16 protein-coding genes are annotated in these 17,296 nt (G+C 65.2%); 2 read left to right on the forward strand and 14 right to left on the reverse strand.

What is annotated here, in order from left to right:
* The first annotated feature begins 64 nt into the window (after positions 1-64).
* Positions 65-352: a YciI family protein gene (locus ACVJ5M_RS33405; RefSeq protein ID WP_063984399.1), complete on the forward strand. Its 288-nt coding sequence runs from the start codon at positions 65-67 to the stop codon at positions 350-352.
* 4 nt (positions 353-356) lie between these two features.
* On the opposite strand, the gene ACVJ5M_RS33410 is transcribed toward ACVJ5M_RS33405, so the two are convergent.
* From ACVJ5M_RS33410 to hydA, 13 genes are all read right to left on the reverse strand, one after another.
* A complete protein-coding gene (locus tag ACVJ5M_RS33410; protein ID WP_063984400.1) occupies positions 357-1,334 on the reverse strand; it encodes an ABC transporter ATP-binding protein in 978 nt (325 codons plus the stop codon).
* Positions 1,331-2,320 carry an ABC transporter ATP-binding protein gene (locus ACVJ5M_RS33415; RefSeq protein ID WP_063984401.1) on the reverse strand — a complete coding sequence of 330 codons (990 nt, stop codon included), beginning with the start codon at positions 2,318-2,320 and terminating at the stop codon, positions 1,331-1,333. Before ACVJ5M_RS33415 ends, ACVJ5M_RS33410 begins: the two co-directional genes overlap by 4 nt.
* A gap of 19 nt (positions 2,321-2,339) precedes the next feature.
* Positions 2,340-3,263 carry an ABC transporter permease gene (locus ACVJ5M_RS33420; RefSeq protein ID WP_063984402.1) on the reverse strand — a complete coding sequence of 308 codons (924 nt, stop codon included), beginning with the start codon at positions 3,261-3,263 and terminating at the stop codon, positions 2,340-2,342.
* The gene (locus ACVJ5M_RS33425) at positions 3,260-4,201 is read right to left on the reverse strand and encodes an ABC transporter permease (protein WP_063984403.1); all 942 of its coding nucleotides are present in this window, start codon (positions 4,199-4,201) and stop codon (positions 3,260-3,262) included. Before ACVJ5M_RS33425 ends, ACVJ5M_RS33420 begins: the two co-directional genes overlap by 4 nt.
* A gap of 17 nt (positions 4,202-4,218) precedes the next feature.
* A complete protein-coding gene (locus ACVJ5M_RS33430) occupies positions 4,219-5,820 on the reverse strand; it encodes an ABC transporter substrate-binding protein (protein ID WP_231144494.1) in 1,602 nt (533 codons plus the stop codon).
* Positions 5,821-5,961: 141 nt separating this feature from the next.
* A complete protein-coding gene (gene nikE, locus ACVJ5M_RS33435) occupies positions 5,962-7,632 on the reverse strand; it encodes a nickel ABC transporter ATP-binding protein NikE (protein ID WP_063984405.1) in 1,671 nt (556 codons plus the stop codon).
* Positions 7,629-8,477: an ABC transporter permease gene (locus tag ACVJ5M_RS33440; RefSeq protein WP_456679572.1), complete on the reverse strand. Its 849-nt coding sequence runs from the start codon at positions 8,475-8,477 to the stop codon at positions 7,629-7,631. Before ACVJ5M_RS33440 ends, nikE begins: the two co-directional genes overlap by 4 nt.
* Positions 8,474-9,508: an ABC transporter permease gene (locus ACVJ5M_RS33445; protein ID WP_063984406.1), complete on the reverse strand. Its 1,035-nt coding sequence runs from the start codon at positions 9,506-9,508 to the stop codon at positions 8,474-8,476. The genes ACVJ5M_RS33440 and ACVJ5M_RS33445 overlap by 4 nt, the downstream gene beginning before the upstream one ends.
* A gap of 28 nt (positions 9,509-9,536) precedes the next feature.
* Positions 9,537-11,156: an ABC transporter substrate-binding protein gene (locus tag ACVJ5M_RS33450; RefSeq protein ID WP_283018578.1), complete on the reverse strand. Its 1,620-nt coding sequence runs from the start codon at positions 11,154-11,156 to the stop codon at positions 9,537-9,539.
* Between the two features lie 107 nt (positions 11,157-11,263).
* On the reverse strand, positions 11,264-12,700 hold the full coding sequence (locus ACVJ5M_RS33455) for an NAD(P)/FAD-dependent oxidoreductase (protein WP_354099329.1): 1,437 nt from the start codon (positions 12,698-12,700) through the stop codon (positions 11,264-11,266).
* Complete coding sequence (locus tag ACVJ5M_RS33460; protein ID WP_231144493.1) at positions 12,697-13,446, reverse strand: SDR family oxidoreductase; 750 nt, start codon at positions 13,444-13,446, stop codon at positions 12,697-12,699. The genes ACVJ5M_RS33455 and ACVJ5M_RS33460 overlap by 4 nt, the downstream gene beginning before the upstream one ends.
* Before the next feature lies 1 nt (position 13,447).
* The gene (locus ACVJ5M_RS33465; RefSeq protein WP_063984409.1) at positions 13,448-14,422 is read right to left on the reverse strand and encodes an NAD-dependent epimerase/dehydratase family protein; all 975 of its coding nucleotides are present in this window, start codon (positions 14,420-14,422) and stop codon (positions 13,448-13,450) included.
* A 16-nt stretch (positions 14,423-14,438) separates the two neighbouring features.
* A complete protein-coding gene (gene hydA / locus ACVJ5M_RS33470) occupies positions 14,439-15,908 on the reverse strand; it encodes a dihydropyrimidinase (RefSeq protein ID WP_063984410.1) in 1,470 nt (489 codons plus the stop codon).
* Positions 15,909-15,964: 56 nt separating this feature from the next.
* Between hydA and ACVJ5M_RS33475 the strand changes: the two genes are divergently transcribed.
* Entirely contained in the window at positions 15,965-16,627 is a 663-nt protein-coding gene (locus ACVJ5M_RS33475) for an aspartate/glutamate racemase family protein (protein ID WP_063984411.1), read from the forward strand.
* Here ACVJ5M_RS33475 and ACVJ5M_RS33480 read toward each other — a convergent pair.
* Complete coding sequence (locus ACVJ5M_RS33480) at positions 16,624-17,292, reverse strand: flavin reductase family protein (RefSeq protein ID WP_187387762.1); 669 nt, start codon at positions 17,290-17,292, stop codon at positions 16,624-16,626. The genes ACVJ5M_RS33475 and ACVJ5M_RS33480 overlap by 4 nt on opposite strands.
* Positions 17,293-17,296: the final 4 nt, after the last annotated feature.

Here is a 17,296-nt window from a genome sequence, read left to right on the forward strand (position 1 = left end):
ATCACAAGCATGGACGGCCGCCTCCGCGGCCGTCCAAGAACACCGACACGTCAACGGAGACATCATGCTGTTCGCCATTCACGCCCTCGACCGCGCCAGCGCGCTGCCGACCCGGCTCGCCAATTACGACGCCCACAAGGCCTTCCTGAGCGACACATCGCGCTTCGGCGTCAAGATCGTGATGTCTGGGCCGCTGGTCTCCGACGACGGCGCGAGCATGATCGGCAGCCTGTTCCTGATCGAGGCGCCCGGCCGCGCCGAGGTCGAAGCCTTCAACCGCGCCGATCCGTTTGCGGCAGCCGGCATCTGGGAGAAAGTCACCATCACGGGCTTCCTGCGCCGCCAGGGCTGAAGGCCTACGGCGCCTCTTCGAGGTGACAGGCCACCCATTGCTCGGGTCCGGTCGAACGCAGCATCGGCTCCTCCGTCCGGCAACGGTCGAAGACGTATGGGCAACGGGTGTGGAAGCGGCACCCGCTCGGCGGGTTGATCGGGCTCGGCACGTCCCCCTTGAGGATGATGGGATTGCGCTGGGCGCCGGGCTCGGGCAGCGGCACCGCGGAGAGCAGCGCCTTGGTATAGGGATGCCTTGGCGCGGCAAAGATCTCGCGGCGCGGCGCCACCTCGACGATCTTGCCGAGATACATCACCGCGACGCGGTGAGTCATGTGCTCGACGATGGCGAGGTCATGGCTGATGAACAGCAGCGCCAGGCCGAACTCGCGCTGGAGATCCTGCAAGAGATTGACGATCTGCGCCTTGACCGAGACGTCGAGCGCGGAGACCGCCTCGTCGCAGACGATCAGCTCGGGCTCGGCTGCGAGCGCCCGCGCAATGCCGATGCGCTGACGCTGGCCGCCGGAGAATTCGTGCGGCCGGCGGTTGAGCGCCTCGCGCGGCAGCCGCACGGTATCCATCAGCGCCGTCACGCGGGTTTCGAGATCGGTGGCGGATTTGGCGAGGCCGAAATTTCGGATCGGCTCGGCCAGGATGTCGCGCACGCGCATGCGCGGATTGAGGCTCGAGAACGGATCCTGGAACACCACCTGCACGCGGCGGCGCATCTGGCGCATCGTGCTCGGATGTGCGTCGTCGATGCGCTGGCCGTCGAGGATCACCTGGCCCGCCGTGATGTCGAACAGCCGCAGGATGGCACGGCCGACCGTGGACTTGCCGCAGCCGGACTCGCCGACCAGCGACAGCGTCTCGCCCTTCGCGATTTCGAACGAGACACCGTCGACGGCATAGACATATTCGGACTTGCGGCCGAACAGGCCCTTTTTGACCGGAAAATGCTTCTTGAGGTCGTTGACCTGGAGCAGCGGAGGACTCATGCCGCGATGGCCCCCTTGGCGGAATAGTGGCAGGCGGCGACGTGGCGAGGCGCCTTCTCTTCGAGCCCAGGCGCATATTGGCGGCAGAGATCGGTCGCGAGCGCGCAGCGGCCGGCGAAGACGCAGCCGATGATAGGCTTGCGCAGATCAGGCACCTGCCCCGGGATTTCGGCGAGACGCCGCGCGGTGCCTGTTAGTGACGAGCCGAGCCGCGGCACGGCGCCGAGCAGGCCCTGCGTATAGGGATGACGCGGCGAGCGGAACAGCTCGGCCACCGGCGCCTCCTCGACCTTGCGGCCGGCATACATGACCATGACGCGTTCGGCGATCTCGGCGACGACACCGAGGTCGTGAGTGATCAGGATGATCGCCGCGCCGACCCGGCGCTTGAGATCGAGCATCAATTTCAGGATCTGCGCCTGGATCGTCACGTCGAGCGCGGTGGTCGGCTCGTCGGCGATCAGGAGCTTTGGATTGCAGGCCAGCGCAATCGCGATCATCACGCGCTGGCGCATGCCGCCGGAAAGCTGGTGCGGGTATTCGCGCACGCGCCGCTTCGGCTCGGGAATGCCGACCAGCGTCAGCATCTCGATCGCATGCGCCTCGGCCGCCTGCTTGTCCAGGCCCTGATGGATCATCAGCGTCTCGCGGATCTGGCGGCCGACCGTCAGAACCGGGTTGAGGCTCGTCATCGGCTCCTGAAAGATCATCGAGATATCGTTGCCGCGGATGGCGCGCATCTCGCGATCGGACAGTTGCAGCAGGTCCCTGCCCGCGAAGCGGACGGCGCCTGCGATCCTGCCCGGCGGCTCTGGAATGAGCCGCATCAGCGACATCGAGGTCACCGACTTGCCGCAGCCGGATTCGCCGACGATGGCGAGCGTCTCGCCTTCGTTGACATGAAAGGAGACGCCGTCGACCGCACGGTTGATGCCGCCGGGCGTGCGAAAGTGGGTCTGGAGGTTCTCGACTTCGAGCAAGGCCATCGCGATCAACCCCTCGACATCAGAGGCTCTTGGCCATGCGCGGATCGAGCGCATCGCGAAGGCCGTCGCCGAGCAGGTTCACGGCGAGGACGGTGACGGAGAGGAACGCCGCCGGGAAGAACACGATGTAGGGCTTGACCTGCCACAGCGCGCGGCCCTCGGCCATGATGTTGCCCCAGGACGGAATGGTCGGCGGCGTGCCCGCCCCGATGAAGGACAGGATCGCCTCGGTGATCATGGCGCTGGCGCAGATGTAAGTCGCCTGGACCAGCATCGGCGCCAGCGTATTGGGCAGGATGTGGCGCAGGATGATCATCGGCGTGCGCGTGCCGCAGGCGACCGCGGCGTCCACATAGGGCTGCTCGCGCAGCGACAGCACCACACTACGGACAAGACGGGAAACCCGCGGGATCTCGGCGATGGTGATGGCCAGGATGACGTTGCCGACACTGCCGCGCGTCAGCGCCATCAGCGCGATTGCGAGCAGAATTGGCGGGATCGACATCAAACCGTCCATGAAGCGCATCAAAATGCCGTCGGCCCAGCGGACGAAACCGGAGACCATGCCGATGGCGAGACCCGCCACGGAGGCGAAGATCGCAACTGACAGGCCGACCGTGAGCGAGACCCGCGCACCGAATAGCACGCGCGAATAGATGTCGCGGCCAAGCACATCGGTGCCGAACCAGTAGAGTGCCGACGGAGCCCGCGTGCGCTTGGCGGGCGCGAGCGCAGTCGGGTCGACTGTCCAGAGGTACGGCGCGAAGATCGCGATGAAGACGAGTGCCAGCAGCAGTGCGCCGCCGATCGCGACGGTCGGATGGCCGCGCAAGAATCCCAGGAAGCCGCGCCGGATCGTGACCGGCCGCAGGATTTCAGGCAGTTGCGGCGCGAGAACGAAGCCGGCCGGCAGCGCTTGCGGATTGACGGTCGTATCGGTCAATAGCGGATCCTCGGGTCAACGAGCGTATAGATGACGTCGATCATCAGATTGACGAGGACGTAGACGAAGCTGAAGAGAAGCACGATGCCCTGGATGACGGGATAGTCGCGGCGCAGGATCGCGTCGATCGTGAGTCGGCCGAGGCCGGGGATCGCGAACACGCTTTCCGTGACGACCGCCCCGCCGATCAGGAGCGCGATGCCGATCCCGATCACGGTCACGATCGGGACCGCGGCATTCTTCAGCGCGTGAACGAAGAGGATGCCGCCCTGCCCGAGGCCCTTGGCGCGCGCGGTGCGGATATAGTCCTGCTGCAAGACTTCAAGCATGGTGGCACGCGTGATGCGCGCGATCAGCGCGATGTAGACGCAGCCCAGCGCGATCGACGGCAGGATCAGGTTTTGCAGCCACGGCCAGAAGCCTTCCGTGAGCGGCGTATAGCCCTGCACCGGAAGCCATTCGAGCTCGAGTGCGAAGACATAGGCGAGGATATAGCCGACGACGAAGACGGGCAGCGAGAAGCCGAACACGGCGAATGCCATGATGACGCGGTCGATCAGGCTCCCCGCCTTCCACGCGGCCACGACGCCAAGCGGCACCGCGACCACGATGGTGAGTAGCAGCGTGACCATCATCAGCGACAGTGTCGGCCCGAGACGCTGTCCGATCATCGTCGAGACCGGAAGGTTGGTGAAGATCGAGGTGCCGAGATCGCCGTGCAGAATGCGCCAGACCCAGCTTCCGAACTGGATCAGGAAAGGACGGTCGAGACCCAGACTCTGGCGAATGCGCTCCACATCCTCCGGGCTCGCCTGGTCGCCCGCGATCACCACGGCGGGGTCACCCGGCGCGATGTAGAGCAGGCTGAACACGAACAGCGCGACGATTGCCATCACCGGCAAGGTCGAGACGATGCGACGGAGGATGTAAGAGAGCATCTGGCTTCAGCGTACCATCATGCGGATTTCGACACGTTCCAGAAGAACGGCAGCGGCCCCTTGGTGATGCCGGAGACGTTCTTGCGCCATGCCGTGTAGGTCAGGAAGAAGCCGGTCGGCGCGTAGACGACATCCTCGAGCGCCGCCTTGTTGACCTGCCCGATCGCGGCCTTCTCTTCCTCGAGATTCTTGGCGTCGAACCAGGCCGTGATCTCCTTCTCGGTATTCGGGCTGTTGGGCCAGCCGAACCAGGCCTTGTCGCCATTGGCGCGGATGGCGGTGTAGGCGGCCGGATTGATGCAATCGGCGCCGGCGTGCCAGCTGTGGAACATATTCCAGCCGCCCTGCCCCGGCGGTGTCTTCATCGCGCGGCGCGCGCCCACCGTGCCCCAATCGGTCGCGACGAAATCGACATTCATGCCGAGCTTCTTGAGCAGATCCGCGGTGACGTCGCCCTGCGCCTTCGTGATCGACTGGTCCTGCGCGACCACGCATGTGACCGGCTGGCCGGAATAGCCGCTCTCGGCGAGCAGCTTCTTGGCCGCATCCAAATCGCGCTTTCCTTTCAGGATCTCGCCGCCCAACTCGGTGTAGAGCGGTGTGTCCGGCGTAAAAAAGCCGGGCAGCGGCTTCCACAACGTATCGTCGTCGCCGACCAGCGCACGCATATAGTCTTCCTGGCTCAACGCCATCAGCACCGCGCGCCGCGCCTTCACATTGTTGAAGGGTGGGTGCAGATGGTTCATCCGGAAGGAGCCGATATTGCCGAGGGGATCGCCGATATCGACGCTGATGTTCTTGTTCTTCTTCAGCACGGGCACGAGATCGGAGATCGGGTTCTCCCACCAGTCGACCTCACCGTTCTGCAAGGCGGCGGCAGCGGTGGCCGGATCCGGCATCACCAGCCACTCGACGCGATCGACCAGGATGTTCTTGCCGCCGGCAAGCCACGACGCCTTCTCCTGCCGCGGCACGTAATCGGTGAACTTCTCGAACACCGACTTGGCGCCGGGCACCCATTCGCTCTTGGCGAACTTCATCGGACCCGAGCCGACATATTCGGTGATCTGCTTGAACGGATCCGTCTTCGCGATGCGCTCGGGCATGATGAAGGAGCACGGCGCGTTGTTCTTGGCCAGCGCGTACAGCATTTTCGGGAAAGGCTGCTTCAGGACCCATTTGAAGGTGCGGTCGTCGACCGGAGTCAATTCCTGCTGGATCGCGAGGATCATCAGACCCATTGGATCGCGCGCGGCCCAGCGCGACAGGCTCGCGACGACGTCCTTGCTCAGCACCGGCTCGCCGTCATGGAACTTGAGACCCGGGCGCAGCTTGAAGGTCCAGGTCTTGCCGTCGTCGGTGGTCTCCTCGGACTCGACCATCTGACGCTGCGGCTGAAGCTTGGCATCGACGCCGTAGAGCGTGTCCCAGACCAGCGCCGCCGCGTTGCGCACGACATATTGCGTGCCCCAGATGGGATCGAAATTGGCGAGGTTGGCTTGCGGCACGAAGCGCAGGGTGCGCGCAGAGGCGCCTTGTGCGATCGCCGGGGCCGAGAGGCCGGTCAATGCCAGACCGCCCGCGCCGGCCAGTCCCTTCAAAACGGTCCTGCGATCCATGAAATCCTCCCAGTAGTGCCGTGATGCCGGCCATCGTTGGCCAAAGGCAGGTGAAACCAGAACCCATTGGCGTGCAAATGGTATGCCACTAACCAGGCCTTCGCCAGCGGGATCTCATCGGGATTACGACCGGTTCAGGCGTCAAAGCGCGGCCGCCAGTGCCGGTCCGGTCTCGATATGCGGAATCGCCTCGACCAGCTTGCGCGTGTAGTCGGTCTTGGGATTGTCGAACAGCGCCCGGCTCTCCCCCTGCTCCACGATGCCGCCATTGCGCAGCACGATGGTGCGGTCGCAGAGCATACGCACGACATTGAGATCGTGGCTGACGAACAGCAGCGCGATGTCGTTCTCGCGCCTGAGACGGTCGAGCAGTTGCAGCACCACCGCCTGCACCGAAACGTCGAGCGCGGCGGTCGGCTCGTCCAGCACCAGCAGCCGCGGCCGGCAGGCGATGGCGCGGGCAATGCCGACGCGGGCCTTCTGGCCGCCGGAGAGCTGGTGCGGAAAGCGCGGCAGCAGATCGAGCGGCAAGCCCACCCGCTCCGCACACTCTTCCACCCGCTTGCGCAGTGCATCACCCGCACGCATGCCGTCGAGCCGCATCAGGGGATGGGCAACGCAGTCGAACGCCGTGAAGCGTGGGTTGAGGCTCTCGTTCGGGTCCTGAAAGACCATCTGGATGTCTTTGCGCAGCGGCGAGCGATGGAAGTCACGCGAGGCGACATGGCCGATCGACTGGCCGTCGAACACGATATCGCCTTCGCTCGGGTCGATCAGGCGGCAGATCATCCGCGACGTCGTGCTCTTGCCGGAGCCGGACTCGCCAACGAGCCCGACGCTCTCGCCGCCGGCCATCGTCATCGAGAAATCCGCGACCGCAGCGGAGCCCTGGTCAAAACGCTTGGCGAGCTTGCGCACCTCGAGGAGCGGTGGCGTCCCGTGCGGGAGCTCCTGCCTTGGCTTGCTGACGATCGTCGCATGCCGTTCCCGCTCCTCCTCCGTCACGAGATCCTCGATCCGCGACGTCGCGGTCGGCGATGCCGCAACGAGGCGGCGAGTATAGGCGTGCTGCGGTGCGCTGAAGAGCTTTTTGGGGCTCGCTTCCTCGACGATGCGGCCGCGCTCCATCACGGCGATGCGGCGGCAATAGCGCGCCGCGAGACCGAGGTCGTGCGTGATCAGGATCGTCGCCATGCCACGCGCGGCGGCAATGTCTGCGAGCAGATCCATCACCACCTTCTGGGTCGTGACGTCGAGGCCGGTGGTCGGCTCGTCGGCGATCAGCAGTGCAGGATTGCAGGAAATCGCGATCGCGATCATCACGCGCTGGCACATGCCGCCGGAGAGCTCGTGCGGATAGGCGTTCATCCGCGTCTCGGGGTCGCGGATCTGGACCGCGCGCAGCAGCTCCAGCGCCTCGGCGCGCGCGGCGTCCTTCGATATCTTCTTATGCGTGAGGATCGCATCCGCGATCTGCAGGCCGATCGCGCGGATCGGGTTGAGCGCCGCGCGCGGATTCTGGAAGATCATGGACATCGCGGCGCCCTGGAGCTGACGGAGGTCTTCGCCTCTGAGTTTTGTGACGTCCTGCCCGCGAAACAGGATCTTGCCGCCGGTGACGCGCCCGGCCGCATCGAGCAGCCGCGTCGTTGCAAAGCCGGTGACCGACTTGCCCGAGCCGCTCTCGCCGACGAGGCCGAGCATCTCGCCCTTCTCGACCGTGAGCGTCACGCCGCGCACGGCCTCGACCATGCCACGCCGCGTCGAGAACGAGACGTGGAGGTCGTTGATCCCTAGCAGCTCCTCGCTCATGTGCGCATCCGCGGGTCGAGAATGTCCCGCATCCCGTCACCGAGGAGATTGAAGCACAGCACCGCCATCATCAGCGCGAGGCCCGGAAAGGCCACCAGCCACCATCGCCCGGTCGAGATGAAGCGCGCGCCCTCCGCGACCATGATGCCCCATTCCGGCGTCGGCGGCTTGACGCCGAGGCCGATGAAGGACAGGCCGGCCGCGTTGAGAATGGCCCAGCCGAGATTGAGCGAGATCTGCACCGCCATCGCCGGCAGGATATTCGGCAGCAGGAAGCGCAGCACCACCGAGAAATGGCTCTCCCCGCAGGCACGCGCGGCCTCCACCCAGCCGACATTGCGGCGAACGTTGACCTCGGCGCGCGCGAAGCGGATGTAGAACGGAAGATTGATGATCGCGGTCGCGATCACGATGTTCTCGATCCGGTTGCCCAAGGCGGCAACCATCGCCATCGCCAGCACGAACAGCGGAAAGGCCATCATCACATCGACGAAGCCGCCGACACCGCGATCGAGCTTACCGCCGGCATAGCCGCAGAACGCGCCGACGACGGCGCCGATCACGAAGGAGATGCCGACGGCGGAGACGGCAATGGCGAGATCGAGGCGCGCGGCGATGATGAGGCGGCTGAACACATCGCGTCCGAGCTGGTCGGTGCCGGCCAGATGGGCCGCGCTCGGCGGCAAAAGAGCCTCCGAGACATTGGAGACCACGGGATCATAGGGCACGATCCAGGGCCCGAAGATCGCAATCAGGACGAACAGCGCAACGCCGGCCGCGGCAACGGCGGTGAGCGGGTTGCCGCGCAGGATCCAGACCGAATGGCGGAGAGTTGCGCTGGTCATTCGATCGACACCCTGGGATCGGCGATGCCGTAGCAGATGTCGACCACGAGATTGACCAGCACGAACAGGCTGGCCATCAGCAGCACGAAACCCTGCACGGGCGCATAGTCGGAGGATAGGAGCGCATCGAGCGCGTAGGAAGCGACGCCCGGCCAGGAGAACACTTTCTCCACCAGGACATTGGCGCCCAGCATGGTCGAGAACACGATGCCGGCGATGGTGATGACGGGCAGGATCGCGTTCCGCAGCGCATAAGTGACGACCACCTTGTGCCAGGACAATCCGACCGAGCGCGCAGTGCGGACGAAATCGCTGCCGAGCGAGACCAGCATCGAGGCCCGCGTGATCCGCGCCAGCGGCGCGATCACGAACAGGGCCATGCTCACCGCCGGCAGGATCAGCTGCTTGCAGGCGGCCCACCAGCCCTCGATATCACCCGCGAGCAGGAAATCGATCGACAGGAAGCCGGTGCGCTGCGGCGGCAGCGAGGTGAAGACGTCGATCCGCCCGGTCGGATCAGGCGCCAGCCCGAGCAGGTAGTAGAAGACGTAGATCAGCAGCAGGCCCGAGACGAAGGTCGGCACGCAGACGCCGAGCGCGCAGAACAGCCGCACGCCGTGATCGACGATCGAGCCAGGCTTCAAGGCCGCGACCACGCCGAGCGGCACCGCCGCGATCAGCGCGATCAGCAGCGCCGTGAAGGTGAGCTCCAGCGAAGCCGGCAGCCGTTCGCGCAGGTCCTTCAGCACCGGCTGTCCCGTCATCATGGAGCGGCCGAGATTGCCGTGGCCGATGTCGGAGAGATAGAACACGAGCTGCTCCGGCACCGACCTGTCGAGCCCCATCTGCTTGCGGATCTGCTCGATCTCCTCCTTGCCGGCATTGGGCCCCGAGGCGAAGAACACCGCGGGGTCGCCGGGCAACACGCGCATCAGCAGAAAGGTGAAGACCAGCACACCGAACAGCGCCGGCAGTGATGACAGAAGCCGCCTGCCCGCCCGTACCATGGTTGCACCAAGACCGGTCGTCACCTCTGAGAGCTCCTCTCGTTGTCCGACGTCACTTGCGGCTGACGTCGCGATAGTCGACCTGGCGGTGGAACTCGTAGGTGTAGCCTTCGACCGACGACGCCATTACCGCATCCTGGTTCGGCTGCCACAGCATGATCTGCGGCATCAGATCGACATGCATCGCGTTGAGCTTGCGGCCGGCTTCCTCATACTTGGCCTTGTCCGGCTCGAAACGCGCCTCCTGCGCGATTGCGGCAAGATCCGGGTTGTTGATCGAGCTGTAATTCCAGCGCTGATTGCCGGTGTAGAAGTTGCGGTAGAAGTAATCAGTCGACGGCAACCACGCTACGATGCCCTCGGTGTAGAAGGGAAGCTTCTTCTCGTTGATCTGCGTGGACATCTGTGCGTCCGGCAGCTTCTGGATGTCGACCTTGATCCCGATCTTGCCGAGTGACTCCTTCACCAGCGCGGCCATCGGCTCCGCGGTCGAGGACTGGCCGACGTTGAAGCTGAAGGTAGTCGAGAAACCCTCGGGGAGCCCGGCGGCCTTGAGGTATTCCCTGGCCTTGTCGAGGTCGACCTTCACGGGCTGCTGGAACGGATAGATGCCGTTCAGCGGCTTGCCGTCCGGCCAGGTCGCGCCGAACAGCGGCGCGCCGCGGCCGAACAGGGCGGCCTTGAACATGTCGTCGTAGGGCAGCGCGTAAGCGATGGCACGGCGGACATTGACGTTGTCGAAGGGCGGCATCTGGTTGTTCATCGAGACATAGGTGATCGCATTGTACTGCGGGGTCGAGACCACCTTGAGCTTGCCCTTGGCCTCGAGCGACTGCACGTCGCTGGCCTGGAGATCGACGACGAGGTCGGCATCGCCGCGCTCGACCAGGTTGGCGCGGGTCGCCGGCTCCGGCACGGACTGAATGATCACGCGCTTGAAGAATGCGGGCTTGTTGGCCGAACCGCGGTTCCAGGTCTCGTCGCGCTTGAGGATGACCTGCTCGCCCGGCTTGAAGGTCTCGACCACATAAGCACCGCTGCCGGCGGTGTGCTCCTTCAGCCATGCGGTGGCCCAGGGATCATCCGGCGTCGCGTGCTCTTTTGCCACCTTCGAGTTGATGATCAGGGGATAGACGGTGGCGAGATTGGGCAGCGCGAGCTTGTCGGGTTTCGGCAGCGTCACCTCGATGGTGAGGGGATCGATCACCTTGAACTGGTCCGCCGACGTCAACGAACCCGTCAGCAACTGGGCCTTGCCGAGGATCGGCGCGGTGACGCAGCGATCGAGCGACCATTTCACGTCGTCGGCCGTGACAGGCGAACCGTCCTGGAACTTGGCGTCCTTGCGCAGGCGGAAGGTCAGCTTCAGGCCATCGGAGCTGACGTCGTAGGATTCAGCGAGCTCGCCGGTGATCGTGTCGAGATCGAACACCCATTTGCCGTTGAGCTGCTTGCGGCCGAACGCCACCAGCCGGTCATACGTGCTCATGCTCAGCGCGAAGGACTCGCGCGTCGAGCCGGGGATGTTGGGATCGAGCGTGTTCACCGCTGATCCCGTGACATAGCGCAACGTCTCCGCCCTGGTCTGTGCCTGCGACGGCGCGGTGGCAATGAGCAACAGCGCAGTGGTAGCGAGGACTGAGGCCGCGGGCCTGAAAGACACAAAACGCATTCGTTTTCCCCAAAATTTCGGCAAGAACGCCAGCAAGGCAGGTCAAGAAAGAAGCAAGTTGCGCGCCAATCCCGCAGAGGCGCTTCGTCGCGGCGGTGCATGGATGATCATCGCGATTCCTCCATTGTTCGCGCGGGCCGCGCAACCACGGCCTGCGGCACGTCGTAGGCGCTGAGCGAAGCCCAGTGACGTTCGACATCGCCGCGAAACAGGCCGCGCGTCAGGCCATTGACCAGCTTGGGAATGGCCGTCGTCATCGCGTTGATCGACGATCCCGACGGACCAAAACTCATGGTGGAGGCGATGGCGAAAAGATGGATGTCGGAGATCCACGGCGTCTCGCCAGACACACGCTCGGTGAAGGCGTAATCGTCAGCGAGATAGGGAAAGCGGCCGAGCCGCGCGTTGCGCTCGCTCGCAGGCGGCTGGTAGCGATCGGCCCAGGTCGCGATATTGCCGGCGAAGCGGCGCAGCTCGCCGCGGCCGGCAAAGTTCATGTCGATGCCGGTGTCGCAAATGACGAAATCCGCCGTGATCGTGCTGCGTGGCGTGTGCAATTCGACACCGCCATCGGTCTGCCTGGTGCCCTCGACCGGCGCACCCTCGTGCAGCGTGAAATTGGCGTGACGCGCGCAGCGATCATAAGTCGGCTGCGGAAAGCCTTCGCGCATCTCGAGGATCTTGCGCATGAAGCGCCAGCGCCAGGCATCGTCGAGATCGCTGAGATGGCGCAGAAAGCCGCGGAAGGTCAGCCAGCGATAGGGCTGGATCACCTGGATCTGAGCGCGGCGGCAGAGCAGATGCACCTCCGCCGCGCCTGCCTCCAGCGCGGTCGCCGCATTGTCGAAGGCGGACGCGCCGGCGCCGATCACCGCGACGCGCTTGCCGCGCAGGCTTTCGAAGTCGATGTCGTCGGCAACAGTTGCGACCGAACTCGCTGACAACTGACGAAGCGGCTCCGGAATGACCCAGTCGCCCATGCCCTCCTGCCCCGTCGCCAACACGATCTTGCGGGCATGGAGCGTCTCGACGCCATCGGCGCGTCTCACGCGCGCGGCGAGCAGACTGTCTGATGCAGGCGCAATCTCCAGAAGCTCGCAGCCGTTGCGCACGGGCAGACCGATCGTGCGTCGCAGCCAGAGCAGATAGTCCGCCCAATGCCCGCGCGGGATCAGGTCGAGTGTCTGCCAGCTCTCCTTGCCGAAGCGGGCCTCGTGCCAGGACTGATAGGTGAGGCTCGGGATATCGAGGTCAGGTCCCGTATAGTCCTTCGGGCTGCGCAGCGTCGGCATGCGGGCATAGCTGAGCCACGGGCCCTCCTTCCCCTCCTCGGCCTTGTCGAGCAGCAGGATGTTGCTGACGCGCGAGCGCATCAGGCCGAAGCCGATGGCGATACCGGACTGGCCGGCGCCGATAATGAGAACATCGAGCGCGGGCTTGCCATCCGGCCCCGTCTTCGGCTCGAGCCAGGCGGCGCCGGGATGCGCGATCATCGCGAGATCGGCGCGCACGGTCGCTTCAAGCTTTGCCAGCGCGTCGCTCATGCCGCGAGCCAGCCTCCGTCAACCACCATCACGGTGCCGGTCGTGAACGAAGACGCATCACTGGCGAGATGCAGCGCGGTCTGAGCGATTTCTTCCGCCTGACCGAAGCGCTTCATGGCGTGGCGGTTGCGGGAGGCTTCGCGCACCTCGTCCGAATTGGCGTGGCGGGCAAAGCTGCGGCGAAGCATCGGCGTGTCGATTGCGCCGGGCGCAATCGCGTTGACACGGATGCCGTCGGTCGCGAAATCGACCGCCATGGTGCGCGTCAGGCTGACGATCGCACCCTTGGCGGCGATATAGGCACTGTTGCCCTTGCCGCCGGCGATGGCGAGCTGCGACGCCAGCGTGATGATCGAACCGCTCTTCTGCTGCTGCATCTGCGGCACCGCCGCCCGCGCCCACAACCAGGTGCCGCCGACATTGGCGCGGAACACCGCGTCCCAGTCTTCCAGCCTCGTCGTCAGCACCGTGCCGCCGCAGGAGAAGCCCGCAGCGGTCATCAGAATATCGAGACGGCCGTGGCGCACGATGACGTCGTTCACAACGGTCTCGGCGAAATCGGCATCGCCGACATCGCCGACATGCGTCGTCGCCTCTCCGATCAGGCTCAACGTCTCCTGAAGGGCCGCGGCATCGCGATCGACAAGGGCGAGATGCGCACCTTCCTCCGCAAACAGCTTTGCGCTGGCGCGGCCAATGCCCGAAGCTGCTCCCGTGATGATGGCCGTGCGCGCCTGCAGCCGCATCTCAGATCCACTCCTTGTGCTGCTTCAGCCAGCCGCTCATCGCGGCGGCGGACTCGGCACAGCCGAACCGCGCACGCCAGCCGAACTCATCCGCCATCCGCGCGACCGAGAGCGGTGCGCGATGGCGCCCATGCAGCTTGATGGCGGTCGTCTCTCCGGCCGCCGCGAGCCTGCATTGCAGGCCGGGATTTAGCGCCGCAAAGGTCTTGCCCCATTCCAACGCCGGCCATAGCCCGCCGCTGGAGATGTTGTAGAGCCGATGGCGCGGCCGCTCGGCTTCGATCAGCATTGCCACGGCTTCGGCGGCATCCGGAGCGTAGATCCAGTCCTTCATGCCCGTGTCGGGCATGATCGCCGGCTCGCCACGGGCAAACGCAGCTAGGATCTGGTACTGGAGGCTCGGCGTGTCGCGTACCGAGCTGGGTCGCTCCCACGGACCGAACAAGGCGCTTAAGCGCACACTGAGGAAGTCGCCGCCAAAGAGCTCGGCATGGCGCGCCACCGATCGCTCGGAGGTGAACTTGCTGATGGCGTAAAACGAGACCGGATCGCAAGGCGTTTCCTCGTCCAGAACCTCGACCCGCGCGCCCGCGGCGCCATAGGCCGAGGCCGACGACAGATTGACGACACGGCGAACGCCATGTCGGATCGCCGCGAGCAGGATCGGGATTTGCGCCATCACATTGATCTCGAGAACGCGCGCGGTCGACGCTCGCTCGAGTTCATCGCCGGCCGTCACCGCGGCGCCCAGCACGATCGCATCGCAGCCCGCGGCAATGAGGGCGTCGATGGCGTCTGCGTCGGTGATATCGCCCTGCACGGCTTTGAGCCGTGCGCCGTAGTCAGCAAGCGATCGCCGCGCGGATGGCGGCAACTCTGCGCGGTCATACAGCGTGACGTCATGCCCGCGCGCGAGCAGCACCTCGGCAAGATTGAGGCCGACAAAGCCCGTGCCGCCGAAGATGACGATCTTCATCGCGCGCGATCCACCATCACAGCAGCTTTGCCCCAAAATTCCGCTCGGGATCCATGTCGGCGACGAGCCGCCCCGTCGGCTTTGCCGCCTCGCCGCCGCTGCGCGCCAGGAATTTGCCGCTGCCGGCCTCCGCGAGGCACTTGTTGCCGTCGATGATCACCCGGCCGCGCGAGAGAACGCTAACCGGCCAGCCCTTCAGCTTGCGGCCCGCGAACGGCGTGTAGCCGGCGAGGTCGTGCATCATCTCGTCGGCGATCACAGTCTCGCGATTGGGGTCCCAGATCGCGATATCGGCATCGGCGCCGACCGCGATCGAGCCCTTGCGCGGATGCAGATTGTAGATTTTTGCCGGCGCGGTCGAAGTCAATTCGACGAACTTTTCAAGGCCGAGCCGCCCCTTCGACACCATCGCGTCGAACAGCAGCGGCAGCCGCAGTTCCAGGCCCGGCAGGCCGTTGGCCACCTGCTTGAAGTTCGGATTGGGTCCGGCGCGCAGCTTGCCGGTCTCGTCGTAGCGATAGGGCGCATGATCCGACGAGATGGTCTGGAGATCGCCAAGCGACAGCGCCTGCCACAACGCCTCCTGGTCGGAATGCGTACGTGGCGGCGGGCTGCACATCCACTTGGCGCCTTCCGCGCCAGGCTTGTCGAGATCGTTTGCGGTGAGGAACAGATATTGCGGACATGTCTCGGCGAAGACCTTCAACCCCTGCCCGCGCGAATCGCGGATGACCTTCGCGCCTTCGGCGGTCGAGACATGGAAGATCATGATGGGCTGGTCGATCAGGGCGGCCATGCCGATCAGCCGGGTGAAGGCTTCCGCCTCCGACACGCGGGCGTGGCTGACGGCGTGATATTTCGGCATCGTGTAGCCGCGCGCGAGCAGGCGCTTCACCATCCAGGCGATGATGCCGTGATTTTCGGCATGGGCGCACAACATCGCGCCGGACTGGCGTGCGGCCAAGAGGATGTCGAGCAACGGCTCGTCATCGACCTTGAGCCGGTCATAGGTCATGAAGATCTTGATCGAGCCATGGCCCTGCTTCACCAACGCCGGAATGTGCTCCTCGACGGTCTCCTTGGTCGCATCCGCAATGATCATGTGAAAGGCGTAGTCGATCACGGCGCCCTTCTTGGCCAGCGCGTGATAATCCTCGACCACCTGCGGCAGCTTCATGCCGACATGCTGGGCGGCGAACGGAATTACCGTGGTCGTGCCGCCGAAAGCGGCAGAGACGGTCGCGCTCTCGAACGTGTCGGCATTCATGATGCCGGCCGCGGACAACTGCTCGATATGCGCATGGCTGTCGACGCCGCCGGGCAGCACCAGCTTGCCGCGCGCATCGATCTCGCGTTTCGCCGCCGGAAGCCCGCGGCCGATTGCTGCGATGGCCTCGCCGGAGATCGCGACATCGGCCTCGAACACGTCGGTCGTGGTGGCGACGCGGCCGCCGCGGATGATCAGGTCGTATGTGGGTTCAGTCATGAGGCACTCCATGATATGCCTGAGCTACGTGATCGCCATCTCAAGGGAAGGCCAACATGCCCCGGCCCCGCATTCTCGTCATCAATCCGAATTCCAACCCTGCGGTCACGCAAGGGCTGGAGGAGGCGCTGAAGCCGCTCGGTTTCGAGGGTGGCCCGGAACTGGTCTGCCAGTCGCTGGCCGAGGGTCCGTTCGGCATTGAAAGCCAGGCCGATGTCGACGGCGTTGCGATGCCGCTGCGCCGGCTGGTCGAAGGCGACAACAGCTCGGCTGCGTTTGTCATCGCCTGCTACAGCGATCCCGGGCTTCAGGTCTGCCGCGAAGGCACCGACCGTCCCGTGTTCGGCATCGCTGAGTGCGGCGTGCTGACGGCGCTGGCCCGCGCCGAAACCTTCGGCGTCATCGCGATCGCCCAGCGCTCGATCCCGCGCCACATGCGCTATCTCCGGCAGATGGGATTGACCGATCGCCTCGCCGGCGAGCGGCCGCTCAACATGAGCGTCGCCGAAACCGCCTCGGGCGAAGGCACGCTGGCGAAGATGATCGAAATCGGCCGCGCGCTGCGCGACGAGGACGGCGCCCGCGCCATTGTGATGGGCTGCGCCGGAATGGCGCGCCATCGCCGTCCGCTGGAAGAAGCGCTTGGCATTCCCGTGATCGACCCGACACAGGCGGCCGTCACCATGGCACTGGGTACGGTGCAGTTCTCGGCTCACTAGGCGTCCTTCAGCTCGTTGGCGTCCTGCCGCGCGAGCCATTGCGCGTGGCTCTCGCGCGCAAGCGCAAACGTATCCCGCTGCGTGGTATAGAGATTGCCGAACATGCGGCCGATCGGCCGGTAGGCCTCGAGATCGACATACATGTTGGCCTCGTCGACGAGGCCCTCTCGGGCGTGAACCCTGAGCACCTCGCCGACCAACAGCTCGCGATCGGGCGAGAAATTCAGCACGACATGACGCCGGCATTCCAGCGCAAAGGGTGCCGCGGCCAAGCGCGGAACTTTCACATCGACCGAGGGAAGCGTGGCAAGCCCGGTCGCCGCGACCTCGCTGTCGCCAGAGGGAAAATCGACCGCGCAATCATTCATCGCGGCAGACAGCGCCTCGTCCACCATGTGAACCACGAACTCGCCATCGCGATGGATGTTGCGGGTGGTGTCCTTCGGGCCGTGATCCGGCTTGTGCTGGAGCCCGAGCACGATCAGTGCAGGGCTTTCGGAGAAGACATTGAAGAAGCTGAAGGGCGCGGCATTCACCGCTCCGTTCGCGTCCAGCGTCGTCACCAGCGCGATCGGCCGCGGCACGACCACGCCGCAGAGCAGCTTGTAGCGGTCGCGCGGATCGAGCTCGCGCAAGGAAATGCCGGATGTGCTGTTGCCTGCCATCGGC

It is taken from the genome of Bradyrhizobium sp. S3.7.6 (assembly GCF_054061875.1).

Excerpts from the sequence above, each read along its gene's own strand:
- ACVJ5M_RS33430 (WP_231144494.1), bottom strand. The coding sequence starts at position 5,820 with ATGGATCGCAGGACCGTTTTGAAGGGACTGGCCGGCGCGGGCGGTCTG.
- ACVJ5M_RS33450 (WP_283018578.1), bottom strand. The coding sequence starts at position 11,156 with ATGCGTTTTGTGTCTTTCAGGCCCGCGGCCTCAGTCCTCGCTACCACT.
- ACVJ5M_RS33455 (WP_354099329.1), bottom strand. The coding sequence starts at position 12,700 with ATGAGCGACGCGCTGGCAAAGCTTGAAGCGACCGTGCGCGCCGATCTC.
- ACVJ5M_RS33405 (WP_063984399.1), top strand. The coding sequence starts at position 65 with ATGCTGTTCGCCATTCACGCCCTCGACCGCGCCAGCGCGCTGCCGACC.
- ACVJ5M_RS33465 (WP_063984409.1), bottom strand. The coding sequence starts at position 14,422 with ATGAAGATCGTCATCTTCGGCGGCACGGGCTTTGTCGGCCTCAATCTT.
- hydA (WP_063984410.1), bottom strand. The coding sequence starts at position 15,908 with ATGACTGAACCCACATACGACCTGATCATCCGCGGCGGCCGCGTCGCC.
- ACVJ5M_RS33460 (WP_231144493.1), bottom strand. The coding sequence starts at position 13,446 with ATGCGGCTGCAGGCGCGCACGGCCATCATCACGGGAGCAGCTTCGGGC.
- ACVJ5M_RS33410 (WP_063984400.1), bottom strand. The coding sequence starts at position 1,334 with ATGAGTCCTCCGCTGCTCCAGGTCAACGACCTCAAGAAGCATTTTCCG.
- ACVJ5M_RS33415 (WP_063984401.1), bottom strand. The coding sequence starts at position 2,320 with ATGGCCTTGCTCGAAGTCGAGAACCTCCAGACCCACTTTCGCACGCCC.
- nikE (WP_063984405.1), bottom strand. The coding sequence starts at position 7,632 with ATGAGCGAGGAGCTGCTAGGGATCAACGACCTCCACGTCTCGTTCTCG.
- ACVJ5M_RS33440 (WP_456679572.1), bottom strand. The coding sequence starts at position 8,477 with ATGACCAGCGCAACTCTCCGCCATTCGGTCTGGATCCTGCGCGGCAAC.
- ACVJ5M_RS33475 (WP_063984411.1), top strand. The coding sequence starts at position 15,965 with ATGCCCCGGCCCCGCATTCTCGTCATCAATCCGAATTCCAACCCTGCG.
- ACVJ5M_RS33425 (WP_063984403.1), bottom strand. The coding sequence starts at position 4,201 with ATGCTCTCTTACATCCTCCGTCGCATCGTCTCGACCTTGCCGGTGATG.
- ACVJ5M_RS33480 (WP_187387762.1), bottom strand. The coding sequence starts at position 17,292 with ATGGCAGGCAACAGCACATCCGGCATTTCCTTGCGCGAGCTCGATCCG.